18 protein-coding genes are annotated in these 19,923 nt (G+C 38.5%); 14 read left to right on the top strand and 4 right to left on the bottom strand.

Annotation, left to right across the window (positions count from 1 at the left end; all coding sequences use genetic code 11):
* Positions 1–76 precede the first annotated feature (76 nt).
* Positions 77–748, bottom strand: a complete 672-nt coding sequence (locus F4V44_RS07045; RefSeq protein ID WP_150439289.1) for an EthD domain-containing protein — start codon at positions 746–748, stop codon at positions 77–79.
* Positions 749–945: 197 nt separating this feature from the next.
* Positions 946–2,220 carry an MFS transporter gene (locus F4V44_RS07040; protein WP_150439288.1) on the bottom strand — a complete coding sequence of 425 codons (1,275 nt, stop codon included), beginning with the start codon at positions 2,218–2,220 and terminating at the stop codon, positions 946–948.
* Positions 2,221–2,898: 678 nt separating this feature from the next.
* On the opposite strand from F4V44_RS07040, the gene F4V44_RS07035 reads away from it, so the two are divergent.
* The 14 genes from F4V44_RS07035 (at position 2,899) to F4V44_RS06970 (ending at position 18,329) form a co-directional block, all read left to right on the top strand.
* Positions 2,899–4,071 carry an acyl-CoA dehydrogenase family protein gene (locus F4V44_RS07035; RefSeq protein ID WP_223881829.1) on the top strand — a complete coding sequence of 391 codons (1,173 nt, stop codon included), beginning with the start codon at positions 2,899–2,901 and terminating at the stop codon, positions 4,069–4,071.
* Between the two features lie 169 nt (positions 4,072–4,240).
* The gene (gene namA, locus F4V44_RS07030; protein WP_396897487.1) at positions 4,241–5,233 is read left to right on the top strand and encodes an NADPH dehydrogenase NamA; all 993 of its coding nucleotides are present in this window, start codon (positions 4,241–4,243) and stop codon (positions 5,231–5,233) included.
* 131 nt (positions 5,234–5,364) lie between these two features.
* Positions 5,365–6,942, top strand: a complete 1,578-nt coding sequence (locus F4V44_RS07025) for an acyl-CoA carboxylase subunit beta (protein ID WP_150439286.1) — start codon at positions 5,365–5,367, stop codon at positions 6,940–6,942.
* 92 nt (positions 6,943–7,034) lie between these two features.
* Positions 7,035–7,244, top strand: a complete 210-nt coding sequence (locus F4V44_RS07020; RefSeq protein ID WP_150439285.1) for an acetyl-CoA carboxylase biotin carboxyl carrier protein subunit — start codon at positions 7,035–7,037, stop codon at positions 7,242–7,244.
* Between the two features lie 20 nt (positions 7,245–7,264).
* The gene (locus F4V44_RS07015; RefSeq protein ID WP_150439284.1) at positions 7,265–8,617 is read left to right on the top strand and encodes an acetyl-CoA carboxylase biotin carboxylase subunit; all 1,353 of its coding nucleotides are present in this window, start codon (positions 7,265–7,267) and stop codon (positions 8,615–8,617) included.
* Positions 8,618–8,650: 33 nt separating this feature from the next.
* Complete coding sequence (locus F4V44_RS07010) at positions 8,651–9,439, top strand: enoyl-CoA hydratase/isomerase family protein (protein WP_150439283.1); 789 nt, start codon at positions 8,651–8,653, stop codon at positions 9,437–9,439.
* Between the two features lie 99 nt (positions 9,440–9,538).
* On the top strand, positions 9,539–10,423 hold the full coding sequence (locus F4V44_RS07005) for a fumarylacetoacetate hydrolase family protein (protein WP_150439282.1): 885 nt from the start codon (positions 9,539–9,541) through the stop codon (positions 10,421–10,423).
* A gap of 48 nt (positions 10,424–10,471) precedes the next feature.
* Positions 10,472–11,242 carry a cupin domain-containing protein gene (locus F4V44_RS07000; RefSeq protein WP_150439281.1) on the top strand — a complete coding sequence of 257 codons (771 nt, stop codon included), beginning with the start codon at positions 10,472–10,474 and terminating at the stop codon, positions 11,240–11,242.
* A gap of 76 nt (positions 11,243–11,318) precedes the next feature.
* Positions 11,319–12,275: a hydroxymethylglutaryl-CoA lyase gene (locus F4V44_RS06995; RefSeq protein ID WP_223881828.1), complete on the top strand. Its 957-nt coding sequence runs from the start codon at positions 11,319–11,321 to the stop codon at positions 12,273–12,275.
* Between the two features lie 214 nt (positions 12,276–12,489).
* Positions 12,490–13,674, top strand: coding sequence for a sensor histidine kinase (locus F4V44_RS06990; protein ID WP_223881827.1), 1,185 nt, complete (start codon positions 12,490–12,492; stop codon positions 13,672–13,674).
* Between the two features lie 56 nt (positions 13,675–13,730).
* The gene (locus F4V44_RS06985; protein ID WP_150439278.1) at positions 13,731–14,063 is read left to right on the top strand and encodes a DUF3870 domain-containing protein; all 333 of its coding nucleotides are present in this window, start codon (positions 13,731–13,733) and stop codon (positions 14,061–14,063) included.
* Positions 14,064–14,385: 322 nt separating this feature from the next.
* Positions 14,386–15,156, top strand: coding sequence for an electron transfer flavoprotein subunit beta/FixA family protein (locus F4V44_RS06980; protein WP_150439277.1), 771 nt, complete (start codon positions 14,386–14,388; stop codon positions 15,154–15,156).
* 50 nt (positions 15,157–15,206) lie between these two features.
* Positions 15,207–16,190, top strand: coding sequence for an electron transfer flavoprotein subunit alpha/FixB family protein (locus F4V44_RS06975; RefSeq protein WP_150439276.1), 984 nt, complete (start codon positions 15,207–15,209; stop codon positions 16,188–16,190).
* A 57-nt stretch (positions 16,191–16,247) separates the two neighbouring features.
* Complete coding sequence (locus tag F4V44_RS06970; RefSeq protein ID WP_191090602.1) at positions 16,248–18,329, top strand: (Fe-S)-binding protein; 2,082 nt, start codon at positions 16,248–16,250, stop codon at positions 18,327–18,329.
* Positions 18,330–18,419: 90 nt separating this feature from the next.
* Here the strand turns inward: F4V44_RS06970 and F4V44_RS06965 are convergent, their stop codons facing one another.
* Together F4V44_RS06965 and F4V44_RS06960 are read right to left on the bottom strand one after the other, a co-directional pair.
* Entirely contained in the window at positions 18,420–18,911 is a 492-nt protein-coding gene (locus tag F4V44_RS06965) for a hypothetical protein (protein WP_150439275.1), read from the bottom strand.
* 65 nt (positions 18,912–18,976) lie between these two features.
* Entirely contained in the window at positions 18,977–19,738 is a 762-nt protein-coding gene (locus F4V44_RS06960; protein WP_191090601.1) for a VCBS repeat-containing protein, read from the bottom strand.
* Positions 19,739–19,923 lie beyond the last annotated feature (185 nt).

The raw sequence follows: 19,923 nt of genomic DNA, 5'->3' as shown, positions 1-19,923 counted from the left end.
TATATAACTTATTATACATTAATTTAAAATTTATTGAGCACTTTGAGAATTAGTGCTATTCCATTATTTAGCAAACTTATTTTTTCATTACATATTCTTCAGCATAAAGCGCTTGGAACACATCCATGAAATGAGAACCGTCCTCTTTGATTACATCCATAGAATCTGGCCTGCTGAAATGTCCATATTGAAAAGCATCAATATTCCAGTAACAAAGCGACACAGATCCATTCCAGTTGATCGGAGCAGGTTTAATGGTTTCAATAAAATGATTTTGAGCGTATATTCCTGAGCCGATATGATGTAACAATGCTTTCGGACCGTGGATATGCTCCCAATAGGCAAAGCAATCTTCAGGACGCTGCTCGTCAAAGCATTTTAATAAACCCATTCGTTTAATCCAGCGGGATTTTTCTCCAATCGGCCATTTTGGATAACAAGGACGTAGGATTATTTGTTTGCTTTCATATGCACCAATTACGTTCATTTCTCGATACAGAGATAAAACATCAATAGTACCATCTGTCCAAACCTCATCAATCGCTAAAATTCCGGAATCATCTACTCCGCCCCACCCCCAGCCTGTATCAATCATTTCCTGCGTTGGTTCCTTGATGACATTTGCCGTATACTCTTTTACATTAGCATTGGCAGCTACACTTTTTACATGTGAATCAAGATAAGAGGATTCAAAATCTTCACTGCTTTGTCCTGTATGAGCACCAAGTAGAATCATTGTTTTTATCATATTAAACACCGCCTATAATAATCTTATTGCTCGCTTTCTTTATTAAAAAAGCTCTAGCAGAAAGACTAGAGCTTTTTTGATTAAATATTCTACGTGAAGTTGTTTAACAAGATAAAATGTTAAAGGACTACGATTTACCTTATGTCAATCAACGAACTAAAACGACTAGAGTGTAAACACACCGTCAATTGGAATAATTAATTCTCATTAACAGCTAAAATCGTTTCATTATTGGCTGCCGCAGTTTTTCTTCTAAGTAACATGAAACCTATTAGAATAGATAAAACTTGGATGGATAATACGACAAGGAATACTACGTAATAGGATCCCGTTATGTCATAAGCAAATCCAAAAATTGTTGTTCCAAGAGCAATCGCTAAAGTAGACGCTGACATGATCATGGAAAGGATGGATGCATAATCTCGATTTCCAAAAATGTTTTTAATCATGAATGGAGGTAACAGCGTACTGCAGGAATACCCAATACCAAAGAGAAGTCCGCCAATATAGATAGAAGCACCACCCAAGGTTCCGCTAAATAAGATGAACAGGATTCCGGTCATACCTGAACCAATTCCAATAAGATTTGTAAACTTTATGCCGATTTTATCGTTTAACCAGCCGATTAGGAATTTCCCGGATGTTTGTCCAATCATGACACACGTAACGACAGAAGCAGCATATGAAGTAGAAAATCCTTCTGATAGAAGATGATTTGGGATGTGAAAATTTACTGTTACCACAAGACCTAAAAAGCCTGTAAAAATAAATAACGCATAGAAGGGAACGGATTTAATGGCCTGTTTGAAAGAAGTTCCTGTTTCCTCCACAACATTCTTGGAAGCTTCTTCAGCAAATTCCGCCCCATAAGCAGTCATGTTCTTTTCTTTTGGATCCTTTCGGATGACAAAAATGGTAAATGGAAGGGTGATGACGGCAACAATCGCTCCAAGCACCATATAAGAAGGTCTCCATCCAATGGTTTCAATGAGATAACCGGCAAATGGAGCAGAGATTGCTCCGCCTATTCCCATAAATGTCATGGACAGTCCTAGAACCGTTCCCATTTTTACCTTAAACCAGTTATTAATAATTAACGGCACGGCTGCATAAATTAAAAAGGAGTTGGCGATTCCAAGTACTACACCAGAAACATAAAATTGATAAACAGATGTATAAGTGCCCATTAATCCAAATGCAAGGGCATCCGTTAGTGCAGCAACGGATAATAGTACACGCATATTAATTTTTTCAAAGACTTTTCCTGCAAAAGGAAGGGTAATGGTGATCACAAAATACATAAGTGTTGTATAAAAAACGATATCAGCTGTACCGACACCCAATTCCGTACTCACATGCTTATAGAATAATCCAGCACATGCAACAACAATTCCGACGCTTCCTGCATAAATCGCACAGCAGGCAACTGCTATCCACCATGCATAATGTAGTTTTTTCCCCTTTTTAGACACAATCATTCAACCCCTTTTTAATAGTATTAAATATTTAAAAAGATAAAGATGTTATGTAGATTTCACTAGCTAATCGCCTCCTTTTATTAATAAGATCGTGTAGAAATGTAATTTACCATCATATGTCCATTCTTCGGACAACGCAGTATATTGTGACATCCCAGTAAGAGGGATGGTACAACTGTTCCTATTACGAAAAAAAATAAGTCCAGCATAAAGTAAAAAGAGAACTTTATGCTGGACTTATTTACTAAGAGAGATATTTTTTGATACCCCCGTAAATAACAGCGCTTTCATATTTATTTGAACTATCAGAATCTTATGATAAATAAATATAAATGTCAATATAAAAAATAAAGCAATGACAAAATTTATCTTTTTAAATAGAAAGATTGAATTATAAGAAGAAAAGCGGTCTTATTTTAGAAATTTTTATAGAGTTATTACATTTTTTGATATTTTCCGAAAATAACCTTGACTTTAAACTGGCTTATTTATAAAATAAAGTCAAGAATTAAATAAAAGCTGTTATTTATTGGGGTTGACTCTTCAAAAAAAGCCAATCTCTTTTCGTAAATAAGCCCAGCAAAAAAATGCGTGTACGCTATTTTTTGCTGGGCTTTTTGTGTTGGTTTGGAAAAAGGAGGATTGTTACCCCCGTAAATGGAGCATGATTGATTGAAATTTGAAAAGGTAAAGGATGGAATTAATATGAAGTATGCAGTAATGGAGAATCATCAACAATTAAGAAAAACAGTTCGCAAATTTGTCCAAAAGGAAATTGTTCCTAATATTGAAGAATGGGAAAAGAATGGATTTCCTAATGAGATTTTTAGAAAAATGGGGCAAATGGGGTTATTTGGCGTACGCTACCCTGAGGAATATGGCGGGAGCAACATGGATTATTTCGCAGCCATGACTGTAACAGAGGAAATTGCTTCATCAGGCTGTGCAGGTTTAGGGATGGCATTTAATGTACAAGCCTTAATGGCAACGAATCCCATTTTAAAATTCGGTACAGAAGAACAGAAACAAAACTATCTGGCGCCTTCCATTGCCGGTGAAAAAATTGCTGCACTTGGTATTACCGAACCTTCTGCTGGATCAGATGTAGCCGGATTACGGACGACAGCTACGAAAACAGATGGCGGTTGGATCATAAATGGATCCAAGGTTTTTATTACCAATGGAATAAGAGCCGATTATCAAATCTTAATCGCAAAGACAGGAGAAAAAAATGGCCGACCGTTATTTAGTATCTTTTTGGTGGACAGTAATTTAGAAGGATACACGGTCGGACGTAAGTTAGAAAAAGTCGGAATGCATGCATCAGATACGGCTGAAATTTTCCTGGAAAATGTCTTTGTTCCTGATAGTGCCTTGCTAGGTAAAGAAGGAGAAGGTTTTAAGCAGTTGATGTGGCAATTAAATGGTGAGCGTTTGATTCAAGCGACTGCCTGTGTGGCAGGTGCCCAAAGGTGTCTGGATTTAGCCGTACAATATGCAAAGGAACGGGAACAATTCGGCCGATCCTTGTCCAAGAACCAAGTCCTTGGACATTACTTGGCTGAAATGAACACCGAAGTCGAAGCGGCCCGTGCTCTTTTATATAATACAGCTGCTCACTATGATAAAGGCGAAGTGCTGGTTAAAGAAATATCGATGGCGAAATTACTAGCTTCTAAGGTTTATTATGAAGTGGCCGATAAAGCCTTACAAATTCACGGCGGTTATGGGTATATGAATGAATATCCAATTTCCAGAGAATGGCGTGATGCCCGATTAATGAGAATTGGCGGCGGTGCTGATGAAATTCAAAAAGAGATTATTGCCAAAGAGATGGACTTATAATTCAGTTATAAAACATTCATTTCATACAAAATGCAAGCGTTTTACTTTAGAAAGTGAAGCTGTATATCTATAGGAAGAAAAAGACACTTTGTGAAAGGAGTGAAAAATCATCGTTAAATTATTTTCTCCATTTACGATAAAAGATGTCGTCCTAAAAAATAGAATCGTGATGTCACCGATGTGTATGTATTCTTCCTTTAATAGAGATGGATATGTGAGTAAATTTCACCATATGCATTATCTTAGCAGGGCAATGGGACAGGTTGGATTGATTATCCTTGAATCGACAGCGGTTGAGCCGCAAGGAAGAATCTCGATGAAGGATTTGGGAATATGGGATGACAATCACATCGAAGGCTTGAGTGAACTTGTCCAAGAGATTCATCGATTTGGAAGTAAGGCGGGGATTCAGTTATCGCATGCAGGCAGGAAGGCAGATGTTGAAGGAGAAATTTACGCTCCCTCTCCTATCCCATATAAACAAGATCAACCGGTGCCAGATGAATTATCCATATCAGAAGTAAAAGCAATCATATATCAATTTAAAGAAGCAGCCAGAAGAACAAAAGCAGCAGGATTTGATGTTATTGAGCTCCATGGGGCACATGGTTATTTAATTAATCAGTTTTTATCTCCACTATCTAACCATCGAAGCGATCTCTATGGCGGGACAAGAGAAAATCGTTATCGATTTTTGGAAGAGATTGTTGATGGAATTAATGAGGTTTGGGATGGACCATTATTTGTACGTCTATCCGTAAATGAATACCATCCTGAGGGAAATACCATCGATGACATGGTTTATATTGCTAAAAGAATGAAAGAGCAGGGAGTCGATTTAATCGATTGCAGTTCAGGTGCCATTGTACCTGCAAAGATTGATGTCTTTCCCGGTTATCAAGTTCCTCTTGCTGAAAAAATTCGGCAGGATGCCGGCATTGCGACAGGCGCAGTTGGATTAATTACAAACGCTCTTCATGCAGAAGAAATCGTGAAAAATAATCGGGCAGATTTAATTTTTATTGCTCGAGAACTATTGCGTAACCCTTATTGGCCATTAAAAGCGGCTAGTGAATTAGGAGTTAGTATCACTGGACCAGGTCAGTATTTAAAAGCATGGGAAGAAGCCCTGCCGAGAAAAGAAGTATGGTATCCCAATTAACTGCTGACTAATAGAATCAGCAGAAATTCAAACCATAATGATTAGCGAAAGAGATATCATAGTAGGTTCATATTCTGATATCTATTATGTTAAATATAAGCAATTACAGGTTCATTTAGGAGGTTATTATAATGGAAGAAACAAAAAGTACTTTAACAAAAGAAAAAGGCATTGATCAAACTGTATATGAAAAAGCTCATGAAATCAAAACATCGGCCAATCGTCCATATTACGAGAAAATGAAAGCTATTGGCAAGATGTTTGTGCGAGATAAAATCAAGTATTTAGTAGATGAAGATAGCTTTGAAGTGGAGGATGGCCTATTCGCGCGATGCAAGGATGAAGATTTTCTTCCAGGTGATGCCGTTGTTACGCTAGTGGCAAAAATCAATGGCCAGCCAGTGGCAATCATCGCAAATGATTTGACGATTAAAGCAGGGACATGGGGTAAGAAAACCATTGAAAAAATCATTCGGATGCAGGAACTGGCCGAAAAAAGAAAGATTCCGCTAATATATATGATTGATTCAGCTGGATCAAGACTGAATGAACAATTTGAAACCTTTACAGACCGCCGTCATGCTGGAAAGATTTTCTATGATACAGCAAGATTGTCAGGTTTAATCCCGCAAATTGCTTTAGTATTTGGTCCATCACCTGCAGGCAGTGCCTATTTACCTGCACTATGTGATTTTGTCGTGATGGTTAATAAAAATGCCAGCGTTTATTTAGGATCTCCACGTATGGCAGAGATGGCTACAGGAGAAAAGGTATCAATGGAAGAAATGGGCGGAGCCCGTATGCACAATACTGTTAGTGGACTAGGTGATATGTTAGTAGAAACGGAGCAGGAAGCACTTGATGCTGCGAAAAAATATTTAAGCTATCTTCCGCAGAATTGGTTGAAAACGCCAGCCGTCGTTGAAGCAAAACCTCCAGTTGATGGAAAAAGTATCGAAGAACTAGTACCAGCCAATCAACGAATTCCAATGGATATGTACCCGGTTATTGAAAGAATTGTTGATAAGGATTCCTTTTTCGAATTCAAAAAGCTGTATGCAAAAGAAATGATTACTGGTTTTTGTAGAATTGGCGGCAGGTCAATTGGAATCGTTGCCAATCAATCAAAGGTAAAGGGCGGCGTTATTTTTCCTGAATCTGCTGAAAAAGCGGCTCATTTTATCTCACTTTGCGATGCTTACAATATTCCTTTACTGTTCCTAGTCGATTTACCTGGCTTTATGGTAGGAAGTAAGGTGGAGAAGGAAGCTATTATTAGAAGAGGGGCAAGAATGCTTTCAACCGTTGCAAACGCGACTGTTCCAAGAATTGCCGTTATTGTGAGAAAGGCATATGGTGCTGGATATGTGGTGATGTCAGGTGCTTCTATGCAGCCGGATGCATGCATTGCACTGCCGCAAGCACAGCCTGCGATTATGGGTCCTGAGGCTGCTGTCAATGCGATGTATTATAACAAGATTCAATCCATTGAAGATCCTGCTGAACGTCAGCAATTCATTCAAGAACAGCGTGAAAAATATAATGATGACATTAATGTATGGAGTCCTGCATCAGAGCTTTATATTGATGATGTTGTGCCGGGCGACCGCTTACGTAAGGATCTGATTCAACGATTTGGTCTATATACCCAAAACAGGGACATTTTAGAAGGAATTGCACAAAAGAAAACAGTTGTTAGAAGAGGATAATTAAAAGAAAAGGTACAAAAGTTTAAAAGAAATTATAAAAGTAAAAGTAGAATCTTACATTTATAACAATACAATATATGAGGTGAATAGAAATGGAAGTATTAACAAATATGGCAGGTAACGTATGGAAAGTAGTTGTTCAACCAGGTGATCAAGTAACAGAAGGTCAGGATGTCGTGATTTTAGAATCGATGAAAATGGAAATTCCAATTAGTGCAGAGGTAAGCGGGATTGTAGATGAAGTTATCGTTAATGAAGGCGATTTTGTTAACGATGGTGATGTGGTTATTAAATTGAAATAACTTCTTAGGGGGAGAAAATATTGTTTAAGAAAATCTTGATTGCAAATAGAGGCGAAATTGCAGCTCGTATTATGAGAACGTGTAAAAAAATGGGGATTCAAACCGTAGCGATCCACTCTGAAGCTGATCAACATGCCCCGCATGTAGAAATGGCAGACGAAAGCTATTTAATCGGACCGCCAAGGGTAAATGAAAGTTATTTAAATATGGATAAGATTATCGAGGTGGCAGTACAGGCAAACGTGGATGCGATTCACCCGGGCTATGGGTTGCTGTCTGAAAATACAGAATTTGCTAGAAAATGCACGGAAAATAAGATTGTCTTTATCGGGCCTTCTCCAGCGACCATTTCCCAAATGGGCAGTAAAATTGAGGCTAGAAAATTAATGAGCCAAGCAGGTGTTCCAATTGTTCCTGGAACGGATGCCCCTCTAGCAGATGTAGAAGAGGCGGTTCTTGAGGCGGAAAAAATTGGATATCCAATCATGTTAAAGGCTTCTGCTGGCGGCGGCGGTATTGGAATGCAACGGGTGGATGATGAAGAAGCGCTTAGAAAGGCATTTCAAGGGAATCAAAAACGGGCAAAAGACTTTTTCGGCGATGGAGCGATGTTCTTAGAAAAACTCATTTTAAATCCGCGCCATATCGAAATTCAATTATTGGCAGATAAAGAGGGGAATACGATTTATTTAGGGGAAAGAGAATGCTCAATTCAAAGAAGACATCAAAAAGTAGTCGAAGAAGCTCCTTCGCCATTTATTGATGAAACAACAAGAAAAGAGATGGGCGGTGCAGCGGTCCGAGCAGCAAAAGCAATCGGATATGAAAATGCCGGGACTGTAGAATTCATCATGGATGAGAATAAGAATTTTTACTTCCTAGAGGTGAATACTCGATTACAGGTTGAGCATCCGGTTACAGAAGAAGTCACTGGTTTAGACTTAGTAGAACAGATGATTCGAATCGCAAATGGGGAGAGGCTCTCAATTAGTCAAGATGACGTGCAATTGAACGGACATGCGATTGAGGTAAGAATTTATGCGGAGGACCCGAATACGTTCTTCCCTTCACCAGGAACAATTACAAACTTAAGTATTCCGAACGGAGAAAATATTCGTCACGAATTGGCTGTTAAATCAGGATCAGTGGTAACGCCATTTTATGATCCGATGATTGCCAAACTAATTGTAAAGGGACACACTCGTAACGAAGCGATAAAAAATATGAGTGAAGGATTGGATCAATATATAGTAGAAGGAATTAAAACTAATATTCCAACATTAAAGAAAATTGTCGATCATCCGGAATATAAAGCTGGAAATACAACAACCAATTTTATTGACACTTACTTAAAAGCTACGAAGGTGAATTAATTATCCATTATTAGACTGGAAGAAGGTGTTTAAGTGAAAGAGAATCATATTTTAGTTGATATCCAGGACCACGTCGCGACCATTACGTTAAATAGACCGGAAAAACATAATGCCTTAACGGGTGACATGATGGAAGACTTTGTCTCGATTCTAAATGAATTGAATCAAAACTCTGATGTTCGTGTCTTGTTAGTAACAGGAGCAGGAGAAAAATCCTTTTGTTCTGGAGCAGATTTGGGCGGCATGAGTGAAAATAATGACCAGCACATTTTAACCTATAAGAAGCATGTTTCAAAATATAAAAATTGTCTGCTTGCGATTCATCAATTGAAAAAGCCGATTGTTGCGGCGGTTAATGGCTACGCATTGGCAGGAGGATTAGGACTCGCTGCTGTATGTGATATCACTTTAGCAAAGGAAAGTGCATTGTTTGGAGCGCCGGAAATTAATGTAGGCCTCTGGGGAATGATGATTAGTGCACCATTAATTCGAACGATTGGTTCTAAAAAGACCTATGAATTATTTTATACAGGGAAAAAGATCACTGCGTTTGAAGCAAAAGAGATCGGGCTTGTAAACACCATTTACCCTGATAATGAATTAATAGAGGAAGCTACGCAATTTGCCCGTCAACTGGCCAAACGAAATCCAACTGCTTTAACGTTAGGCAGAGAAGCGATGCAGATGATTCAAGGAATGGATTATGAAAAATCATTGAATTACCTGCGTGATCAAGTCGTCATTTTAGGTGAAACTGAAGATTCAAAGGAAGGCATGAATGCTTTTCTAGAAAAACGAGAGCCGGTATGGAGTGGACGATAGTTTTAAAATTTTTTTAAATGGTTTATAACCTTCGGTGCTGTAAAATTATAATATTGATGACTAATAGGTTATAAACCTTTAAAGGAGGGGTGTTTCTCAATGAAGATCATTTCTTTTCTTGATGATCATAAAGTAAGTGTCGGAATCGTCCAAGATCATACGGTGATTGATGTTAGCCATGTATTTCCTGATGTCTTGTCCATTATTAAAGCAGGACGTAATGGAATGGATGAAATAAATAGAATCTTAGGTTCGAACGTTGAACGAAAGCCGTTAAGTATCGAGAGTTTAGTATCTCCCATACCAAAATTAGAGCGAAACGTCATGTGTGTGGGATGGAATTACTTAGAACATTTTAACGAACGTTTCCGCCAAGATATTGAGCTTCCGGCTAAACCAACAGTCTTTACAAAAGCCACAGAGTCTGTAGCTGGTCCTTATGAGGGAATTCCTTTTCCGGAAAACTTTACAGAAAAATTCGACTATGAGGCAGAGCTTGCAGTTGTTATTGGACGTAAAGGAAAAAACATTTCTGAAGAAGAAGCATCCGATTATATTTTCGGATATATGTGTGCGAATGATTTATCTGCAAGGGATGTACAGCAAGCTCATGGCGGTCAATGGTTTATGGGGAAAAGCATGGATAAATCTTGTCCAATGGGCCCTTGGCTGGTTACGAAGGATGAAATAGAAGATGTTCAAAATCTGGAAATCTCCTGCAAAGTTAATGGAAATACGGTTCAATCCAGTAATACGAAATTAATGATGTTTTCTGTTAACCGTATTATTGCGGAGCTGTCAAAGGGGATGACGCTTCTGCCGGGGGACATTATCCTCACGGGAACACCGAGCGGTATCGGTGCTAAACGGAATCCGCCGTTGTTTTTAGGAGCAGGAGATGTGGTCGAGGTGGAAATTTCAGGGATTGGCAGTATTAAAAATGGGATTGTAACGGTTGATGAATCAATCAGGGTTGAGGCCTGATTAATCCGTGAATCTATTAATTTTCTAAAAAGGGGTGCTGTTAGAGTTATGAAAAGTACTAGTAACGATAAAGTTCTTGCAGTTAAAGCAGCTGATCTTTCGAAGCAGACAGCCCAATCTGATAACTTGCCAAGAGTCACAGGAGTTGACTCACCAAATTATTGGATGGGACGAGTAATGGGAGAAGCAGGCAAGGTATCAGGGGCGCATCACCATGGGGAAGCAGAGACGGCAGGATATATTCTAAGCGGCACTACAAGAATCTACTATGGTGAGGGTTATAAAGAGTATGTTGATTTAGAAAAGGGTGACTTTTTGTATGTGCCTCCGTTTATTCCGCATATTGAGGAAACATTAAGCGAGACGGAGCCGGTCGTTTTCATTACCTCTAGAACGAAAGGGAATATCGTTGTTAATCTGGATGTAAAGGACACATCCGTCTTTTCCAAAAAGTATGATGACCTCATCGTAGTAAGGGCCAATGAATTAAATGTTGCTAAGGATCAAACAGAAAATGTAGCAAGGCTGACCGCATTGGATACACCAAACCTATGGAAGGGACAGGTTGTCATTGCGCCGGGAAAAGATTCTGGTGCACACCATCACGGTGAGGCGCAGTCCGGAGGCTATATACTCAGCGGACAGTTGCGTATATATTACGGTGAAAACTATGAAGAATTCGTCGATTTGGAGTCTGGAGACTTTTTCAATGTCCCTCCAAATGTACAGCATATTGAAAAAAATATGAGTGATACAGAGCCGGTTGTGTTCGTTACTTCACGGCACCCAGGAAACGTTGTTATCAACTTAAATAACTAATCATTTATTCGAATATTCGAACGAAAATGGCAAAGGCTGTCATATTAAATAACCTAAATTTATTGGAGGGATAAGATTGGCATTTCCAAAAAAGGTAGTTATACGCGAAGTAGGGCCAAGGGAAGGCATGCAAATTGAAAGGACCCCCGTGTCCACTGAAGATAAAATTCGCTTAGTTGATTTGCTATCTGAATGTAATTTTCCTGTGATTGAAGTGACTTCATTTGTGAGTCCAAAATGGGTACCGCAGATGGCAGATGCAGAATTGATTGCTAAAGGCTTTAAAAGGAATCCAGGTACAGAGTACCAAGCTATATACCTGAATTCAAAGGGAATTGAGAGAGCGCAAGCCACAGGGAAATTTGATTTGGAAGGCGTTATTAGTATCATTGCAAGTGAAACGTTCTCCAAAAAGAACACAAATCGGTCCATTGAAGAGACATTTGATGAAATGGATGAACGAATTGCCGTTCTTCGTAAGTTTGATGTTCCGGTTAGTACCGTTGCTGTTATGACTGCTTTTGGTTGTAACTATGAGGGAAATGTTGATTCAGAGCATGTGGTTCAACTAATTTCCAGAACATTTGAAAAGGCAAACGCACATGGGCTTAATCCAGATCGTATCCTCCTTGGTGATACGGTTGGATGGGCAAATCCAGTTTCCATCGAGTATCTTGTCGGTGAAGTTCAAAATAAGTGGCCGGACAAAACAATTATCTTGCATTTGCATGATACCCGAGGGATGGGATTGGCCAATGCTTATGCTGGATTAAAGATGGGGGTTACACATTTTGATTCTTCCGTAGGAGGGTTAGGTGGATGCCCATTCGGTGGATCCAAGGGTGCTGCCGGAAACATTGCAACGGAAGATCTTGTTCACATGTGTCATGAGCTGGGAATCGAAACTGGAATTGACTTAGATAAGCTTATAGAGGTAACCCTGGAAGCGGAAAGAATTCTTGGTCGCGACCTCCCAAGTAAGGTGGCCAAAGGAGGAAGCTTAGCCTCTTATCGGCAGGTGCCTTCGAGTTAATTTAATTCGACGGGCGAATTTGATTCAAATTGGAGTACGTGATCCTATCCTTCCTTACTGATAGGAAGCGTTGCTCCAATTTTTATTATGCTTTTTTATTTATAGCTCTCTGGATGGTGTAAAAATGGAAATAACTAGACATCTTTTATTCAACTTATCCTTATTATTAGTTATTTTGTTTTTCTATTTAATGTGGTTAGAGAGAAGAAAAAATATGCCTAAATTCATAACGATAGGCAGTTTCATCTGTTCAATATTCGTATGTTTTCTTTTTTCTTATCAACCGATTCCCTATGTTTCATACGATTTAAGACTAATTCCCGTCTTAATTGGCGGTTTATATTTCGGAATTGGACCATTACTGACAATCATCGTTATTATTATTAGAGCTTTTTATGGAATTGATCAAGGGTTTTTTGTGGGTTTAACGATATACGGTTCATTAACCTTCCTTTTAATAAAGTTACATCCTTGGTTTATAAGACAACATCCAAAAAGACGGATATCTTTTTCAGTTAGTTTTGCTATTATTTTTAGTTTGATAACGGTATTACTTTTACCATTGATTGAATGGGTTTCACTAGATTTTGATGCCTTGTTTGCTTATATAGTCGTTCCAACTCTGGGTATTTTTATTTTTTCCTATTCAGTTGAATTTTCTTTAAAAAATATTCGTTTATATAATCGAGTCATTGATTCGGAAAAAACGGTTGCGCTTGAACAAATGGGTGCCGCAATTGCGCATGAAATAAGGAACCCGCTGACAACGGCAATCGGATTTGTCCAGCTTCTTCAAGAAACAGAAGTTGATCAAACCAAAAACCAGCAATACCTCTCTATGGTAAAGCAAGAGCTGGATGCAGCAGAGTTAATTATTAAAGATTATCTGATTTATTCAAGACAGTTTACAGAACAAGTTGAAGAAATTGATGTAAACCAAGAGCTAAATCATGTTCTTCGTACATTGCGACCGTTAGCCGAAGAACATTCCGTTAACTTTTATACTAGCTATTTATCAGTAGGAACGATCATAGGGAATGCAAATAAGTTCAGGCAATGCTTATCAAATATAATAAAAAATGGGATAGAGTCCATGCCCTTAGGTGGGAGTTTAATTGTATGCACCCAGTTACATCAATCAAATGTCATCATTGAAATTAAAGATAAAGGGACAGGCATGAGCAAGGAGCAGCTAGAACAGCTAGGTAAGCCTTATTATTTGACAGGCGGTCCTAAGGGAACCGGTTTAAGCATGATGGTTTCGTATGGCATCGTGCGGGCAATGAAAGGGAGTATTAAAGTAAAAAGTGAAATAGGTAATGGAACTACATTTCTCATTATTTTTCCTAGTAATCATTTCATTAGAAAGAATATTGGGAAAATTTTAAAAAACTATTGAATTAATAACCTATAATGATATAAAATACAATTATAGATAACAAGGAGGTTATAAGTATGGTTAGTAATAATACGATTTTAACCACTGGCTTTGCCCAGCTTCCAAAGGGAACTACGCAGTATGAAAAATATCAATCACTTGCAGTCGTTTTAGTGATAAATGTTGAAACAGAAGTGATTGAAGATGTTGAATTTACATTTATTGCAGACTTAACAAACTATTATTTAACCTCACTTGTCAGAGGATATGATTTAAAACAAGGAATTAATCCTTTAATTGAAATCCTACGTAGTCGAGTATTAATCCCTTCACAAGGCGCAGTCATTCAATCAATCAAATCGGCTTGGGATCGATACAAAGAGTCGAAGACATTAGCTTACGCTTTATAAATAAGTAGTGCTGGTTATCTATGGGGAAAGTCCAAAAATCTTTCTCAACTAATAGATAGAGGCCCAGTAACATAAGCACAGGCTTATTGTTGCTGGGCCTCTATCTATTAGTTTGAGAATAGGGGGAAGTCTATGAATAACCTGATTCTTTGATAAAACAATTTCATCCATTCACGAGCAGCAGATTGATCAACATGAATTGGTAGAAAAATCTAAGAGTATTTTGGTGAATATTTAATGGACAATCAAACATCACACGATAATTGGGTTACAGAGTTTATTAGATAGGTAGATTTATAAACGAAGACGAGGAGGAAAACAAATGAATATTTATGTGGTCATGAAACGCACGTTTGACACGGAAGAAAAAATTTCGATTCAAAATGGAAAAATCAGTGAGGATAGCGCAGAATTTATTATCAATCCTTATGATGAGTATGCCATTGAAGAAGCTCTGAAACTACGAGACAAGCATGGCGGGGAAGTGACTGTTGTCACGATTGGAGAAGAGGAAGCGGAGAAAGAACTTCGAACCGCTCTGGCTATGGGTGCAGATAAGGCAGTTCTAATTGATGAGGAAGAGCTGGAAGAGGGTGATGAATTCTCAACCACAGCTATTTTGAGCGCATACTTTAAAGAAAAAGACGTGGATATTATTTTAGCAGGAAACGTAACCGTTGATGGAGGATCTGGACAAGTGGGTCCTAGACTGGCTGAGGAGCTAGGAATATCCATTGTTACAACCATTACGAAGCTAACGATTGAGGAAAATAAAGCTGTCATTGAACGAGATGCAGAAGGAGATATTGAAACCGTTGAAACAACCCTTCCATTACTCGTGACATGTCAGCAAGGATTAAATGAACCTCGATATCCTTCATTACCGGGCATTATGAAGGCGAAGAAAAAGCCTCTGGAAAAATTAGAATTAGATGATTTAGATATAGATGAAGAGGATGTTGAGGCAAAAACAAAAGTACTTGATCGTTTCCTACCGCCGGTTAAAGGAGACGGGAAAGTTCTTGACGGAGAAATCCCGCAGCAAGTGAAGGAGCTTGCATCTTTATTAGTAACAGAAGCAAAAGTAATCTAATTGGTAGTTTAGTAGATTAATTATCAGAGGATATTAGAGGAGGGGCCTAAATGTCAAAGAAAGTATTAGTGTTAGGTGAAATACGTCAGGGGGAGCTGCGTCAAGTTTCGTTTGAAGCTATTGCGGCAGCAAAACAAATAGCAAATGGTGGGGAAGTAGTTGCGGTATTAATAGGCAGCGAGGCTGCAATTCTAGCCAATACAATGATTCAATATGGGGCTGATCGTGTGGTCATTCCTGAACATCCTCATTTACAGAACTATACATCAGATGGATATACTCAGGCCATTATTCAGGTAGTAGAAGCAGAAACACCTGAAGCCATTATTCTCGGACATACTTCAATGGGGAAAGAAATTTCTGCACGCATTGCAGCAAAGTTAAAGGCAGGCCTTATTTCAGATGTGGTTGATCTTGAGGTTAATGGAGATGAAATGGCTTTTACTCGGCCGATTTATTCAGGGAAAGCTTTTGAGAAAAAAGTAATTAAGGATGGACTGATTTTTGCTACAATCCGTCCGAATAATATCAGTTCGTTGGACAAAGATGCTTCACGTACAGGGGAAGTAGCGTTCATAGATGTTGAAATAAAGGATTTACGTACGATTGTCCGTGATGTGATTTGTAAAACTGCTGGCGGGGTAGATCTAACAGAAGCCAAGATTATCGTTTCCGGAGGCCGCGGCGTGAAGAGCCAAGAAGGATTTACCGTATTACAGGAATTAGCAGACGTGTTAGGTGGTGCGGTAGGAGCTTCACGTGGTGCTTGCGATGCGGGATACAGTGATTATTCTTTACAAGTTGGCCAAACCGGTAAAGTGGTTACACCTGATCTTTATATTGCTTGTGGAATATCTGGAGCAATTCAACATGTTGCAGGTATGTCCAATTCCAAAGTGATTGTAGCCATTAATAAAGATCCGGAAGCCCCGATTTTCAATGTAGCCGATTACGGCATTGTCGGTGATTTGTTCGAGGTTGTGCCATTGTTAACGGAAGAATTTAAAAAAATCACCGTGGGTACGGGTGTCTGATGTGTTAGAGGGAGGAGTGAATTCCTCCCTGGTTTATTATTAGGAGGATGAATAACCATGTTGTCATTACTAAATGTACTAGCTTTCCTAGCAGTGGCTGGATATGCTTTCTATTTATTTGTCAATCTAGTATATACCCGGTATCTTTTTATAAAGCTTGGAAAGGAAGCTGAGTTTGAACCCAATCTTAAAGAACGATTCAATCTCATTTTAATCAATGGTTTCGGTCAATCGAAATTATTTAAAGACAAGAAAAGCGGTTTAATGCATCTCATTTTATTTTATACTTTTTTTATCATTCAAGTAGGTCTCATCGAACTTATTATTAAAGGTTTTATTAAAGGGTATGAATTTCCTTTTGGAGATGGTCATAAATATTTCAGTCTGCTGCAGGAGTGGGCTACGTTCTTAATGTTGCTGGCAGTCTTATATGGTTTTTACCGCCGTTATGGTGAAAAGTTAAAGCGGTTACAATGGAAGCGCGATGGAAAAGCTGCTTTTGTTTATATCGCTTTATCCACTCTAACTTTATCCATCTTGATTACTTTAGGGTTTGAAGCGGTTATGTTGAATCATGAACCAAATCCTGTCTATGCTCCATTCTCTGGTGCGGTTGCACTACTCTTCTCTGGCATTGGAACAACGGCAGGAACGATTTTATTCTACGTATTTTGGTGGATTCATATGCTGACCGTCTTCACATTCCTGGTGTTTGTTCCACAGTCAAAGCAGTTCCATGAATTATTTGCTATGGTCAATATTTTCTTTAAAAAACAGGGTCCTGCAGGGAAATTGAGGAAGATTGATTTTGAGGATGAGACAGCGGAAGAATTCGGTGTCGGTAAAATTGAAGATTTTACTCAAGCGCAACTAATAGATTTATACGCATGTGCAGAATGCGGCCGATGTACTAATATGTGCCCGGCTTCAGGAACGGGCAAAACATTGTCTCCAATGGACTTGATTGTTAAGATGAGGGAACATTTGACAGAAAAAGGAGCAGCGGTAACTTCTAGACAGCCTTGGGCGCCTGCCTTTGCTTTTAAAAACACAAGAGCAAACCAACTTGCTTTAGCGGGCGGTGGTGCACAGGAAGTTGCGGCAACAATAGAAAGTGTTCGTTTAATAGGGGACGTAATTACAGAAGAAGAGATTTGGGCATGTACAACGTGTCGTAACTGTGAAGACCAATGTCCCGTAGCCAATGAACATGTAGATAAAATTATCGATTTGCGCCGTTACCTTGTCCTAACAGAAGGGAAACTGAATTCTGATGCCCAGCGTGCAATGACGAACATTGAACGCCAAGGAAATCCATGGGGTCTCAACCGTAAGGAACGTATTAATTGGCGAGATTCTTTAGAAGAAGTGGTGATTCCAACAGCAAAAGAGTTGAAAAAAGCAGGGGAAGAATTTGATTATCTGTTCTATGTTGGGTCGATGGGATCATACGATAACCGCAGTCAAAAGCTTACCATGTCCTTTGCCCGTCTTTTACATAAGGCCGGAGTGAAGGTAGCCATCCTCGGGAATGAAGAAAAAAACTCTGGCGATACGCCGCGCCGTCTGGGGAATGAGTTTTTATTCCAAGAGCTGGCAAATGCTAATATTGAATCATTTAAAAAGTACAATGTGAAGAAAATTGTTACAATGGACCCTCATGCATTTAACACATTTAAAAATGAATATCCGGAGTTTGGTTTAGAAGCGGAAGTTTATCATCATACGCAGTTGTTGGAACAATTGATCAAAGAAGGAAAGCTGCAGCCAAAGAATCCGGTAGACGAAGTGATTACGTACCATGATTCTTGTTATTTAGGACGTTACAATAATACGTATGATGCACCAAGAGAAATATTAAAATCAATTCCTGGTGTGAAGTTGTCCGAGCCTGAGCGGAAGCGTGAGACGGCGATGTGCTGCGGTGCTGGTGGAGGATTAATGTGGATGGAAGAAAATCAGGGGACACGTATCAACATCTCGAGAACAGAGCAGCTTCTTGAAACAAATCCAACGGTTATTAGTACAGGGTGTCCATACTGTTTAACCATGATAAGTGATGGAACAAAAGCAAAAGAAGCAGAAGACAAAGTCCAAACGTTGGACGTTGTTGAGATTCTTGAAAAGGCAGTAATTTAAAAATTATTATGTGTAGGTAAAGGGCCTCGGAATTAAACTGAGGCCCTTTTGTTTATGGAAAAAGAATCAACAATCAGATGATCATAAACCCTAGCACAAAACGATTATTCTATAGGGTGTAGTTTGGGCGGGGATACTTTTTGTGGAAGGTCCATAAATAACAACAAGATTTCTGTTTGCTGGGTTTCTTGAAAAGGATTGCCCGTTTGTTAATAAAAGCTTTGTAAATGGAGATATAGTTAATTGTAATCGTCCATCACTGCTTACCAACTGACTATTAAAATAATCTACTTTTACATTCTGATTTGGGTTATCTTTTACCATAACAAGTGCCGGGTATTGGGGAGGGTATATAAGAATAGCAGGTGCATCACCATCATAATATCCAGTAACAAGATCTCCTACGCTCACCATGACATAGTCTACAAAGTAAGTGGAGGGTGACACCACGAAATTTACTATGCCTCCCAATCCGTTTTCTGCAGTAATTAATTTATAACAGCCTTCTCCTTCACCATTTTGACCTGTAAAAAAATCACTAATCATCGTGACGGTCCCGTGAAAAGAATAAAAATTGGTCATATAATTCCTCCATTGCTTAATAATGATAGAGCGAGCCTGATACAGTGGGCAAGGGGACATTGTTATTAGTAGAGGCTAATCAACTTTGTTCCCTGTATCGCTGTTGTCAATCTTGTGGATATAAATTGTGTGCCATTCCATGTTAAAAGGTTTTCGACGTATCCTAATGTATCCGAATTAGAAATACCAATAATCCGTTGAAAAACAAGTAAATCATATCCAGTGCTTTTTTGATTTGCAACAATTGGATATAAAGCACTAGCAGAAAGAACCTGGCCTTGAACGGGTTGTTTTAATTTGCCATTTTCATTGTAAAGCTGTGATAGGTAATCATCGCCTTTGTAGCTAATGTCAAGGGTAAAAAGCAGGTCTAGTGATAGGCTTCCTACACTTACAGTATAATAATCTTCATAATTGACTTTGAAGATATAGTCAGCATTATATTTCTCAAAATCAAACAATTTGCGCGGAATATTATGTCTGAAGGAATAAATATAAAAAATACCGTAGCCTCCACTTCCTCCTGAATCAATGCTCACCAAAATATCAAATATGTTATCTTTAGAAAAATCGCCAAGGAAGAGCTTAGCATTATATCCTGTATTATTTTGAAGATGAATGGTTGATATTTGGTTAGAGGCTCCATCTTGAATAATTAGGGTAATATGATCTGCGAAGATATTTGTTTCATCGTGTTTCCTTCCAACTAAATAGACTTTATCCATTATACCGTCACCAGTAACATCACCTTGCTTCATGTCCAGGAACGTTATGTTTCTAGAATCAGTATAGTTTCCATACCTATGTTTTTGAAAATGACTGTACAATTAACCCCCTCCAAAACATAACGTAATTTCTTTGTGTAGGATATGTAGGTCAATACCTACAAGACTGTGTTGTTGCCTATAATTATTAAGAAATTCTTCAGTATAGTGATACACATACGATTAAAATAATGAAAAAATGTGAATAGTTGTTAAACTAATAAATAACTGTGATATAGGTATATACA

It is taken from the genome of Niallia endozanthoxylica, from assembly GCF_008710145.1.
GTDB lineage: Bacteria > Bacillota > Bacilli > Bacillales > Cytobacillaceae > Bacillus_BD > Bacillus_BD endozanthoxylica.
The sequence above is the reverse complement of the archived record's forward strand: the minus strand, read 5'-3'. Positions and strand labels throughout refer to the sequence as shown.

Bases quoted from the DNA above. Each gene is read 5' to 3' on its own strand.
- F4V44_RS07045 (WP_150439289.1), bottom strand. From the start codon at position 748: ATGATAAAAACAATGATTCTACTTGGTGCTCATACAGGACAAAGCAGT.
- namA (WP_396897487.1), top strand. From the start codon at position 4,241: ATGTCACCGATGTGTATGTATTCTTCCTTTAATAGAGATGGATATGTG.
- F4V44_RS07025 (WP_150439286.1), top strand. From the start codon at position 5,365: ATGGAAGAAACAAAAAGTACTTTAACAAAAGAAAAAGGCATTGATCAA.
- F4V44_RS07020 (WP_150439285.1), top strand. From the start codon at position 7,035: ATGGAAGTATTAACAAATATGGCAGGTAACGTATGGAAAGTAGTTGTT.
- F4V44_RS07005 (WP_150439282.1), top strand. From the start codon at position 9,539: ATGAAGATCATTTCTTTTCTTGATGATCATAAAGTAAGTGTCGGAATC.
- F4V44_RS07000 (WP_150439281.1), top strand. From the start codon at position 10,472: ATGAAAAGTACTAGTAACGATAAAGTTCTTGCAGTTAAAGCAGCTGAT.
- F4V44_RS06990 (WP_223881827.1), top strand. From the start codon at position 12,490: ATGCCTAAATTCATAACGATAGGCAGTTTCATCTGTTCAATATTCGTA.
- F4V44_RS06985 (WP_150439278.1), top strand. From the start codon at position 13,731: ATGGTTAGTAATAATACGATTTTAACCACTGGCTTTGCCCAGCTTCCA.
- F4V44_RS06980 (WP_150439277.1), top strand. From the start codon at position 14,386: ATGAATATTTATGTGGTCATGAAACGCACGTTTGACACGGAAGAAAAA.
- F4V44_RS06975 (WP_150439276.1), top strand. From the start codon at position 15,207: ATGTCAAAGAAAGTATTAGTGTTAGGTGAAATACGTCAGGGGGAGCTG.
- F4V44_RS06970 (WP_191090602.1), top strand. From the start codon at position 16,248: ATGTTGTCATTACTAAATGTACTAGCTTTCCTAGCAGTGGCTGGATAT.
- F4V44_RS06965 (WP_150439275.1), bottom strand. From the start codon at position 18,911: ATGACCAATTTTTATTCTTTTCACGGGACCGTCACGATGATTAGTGAT.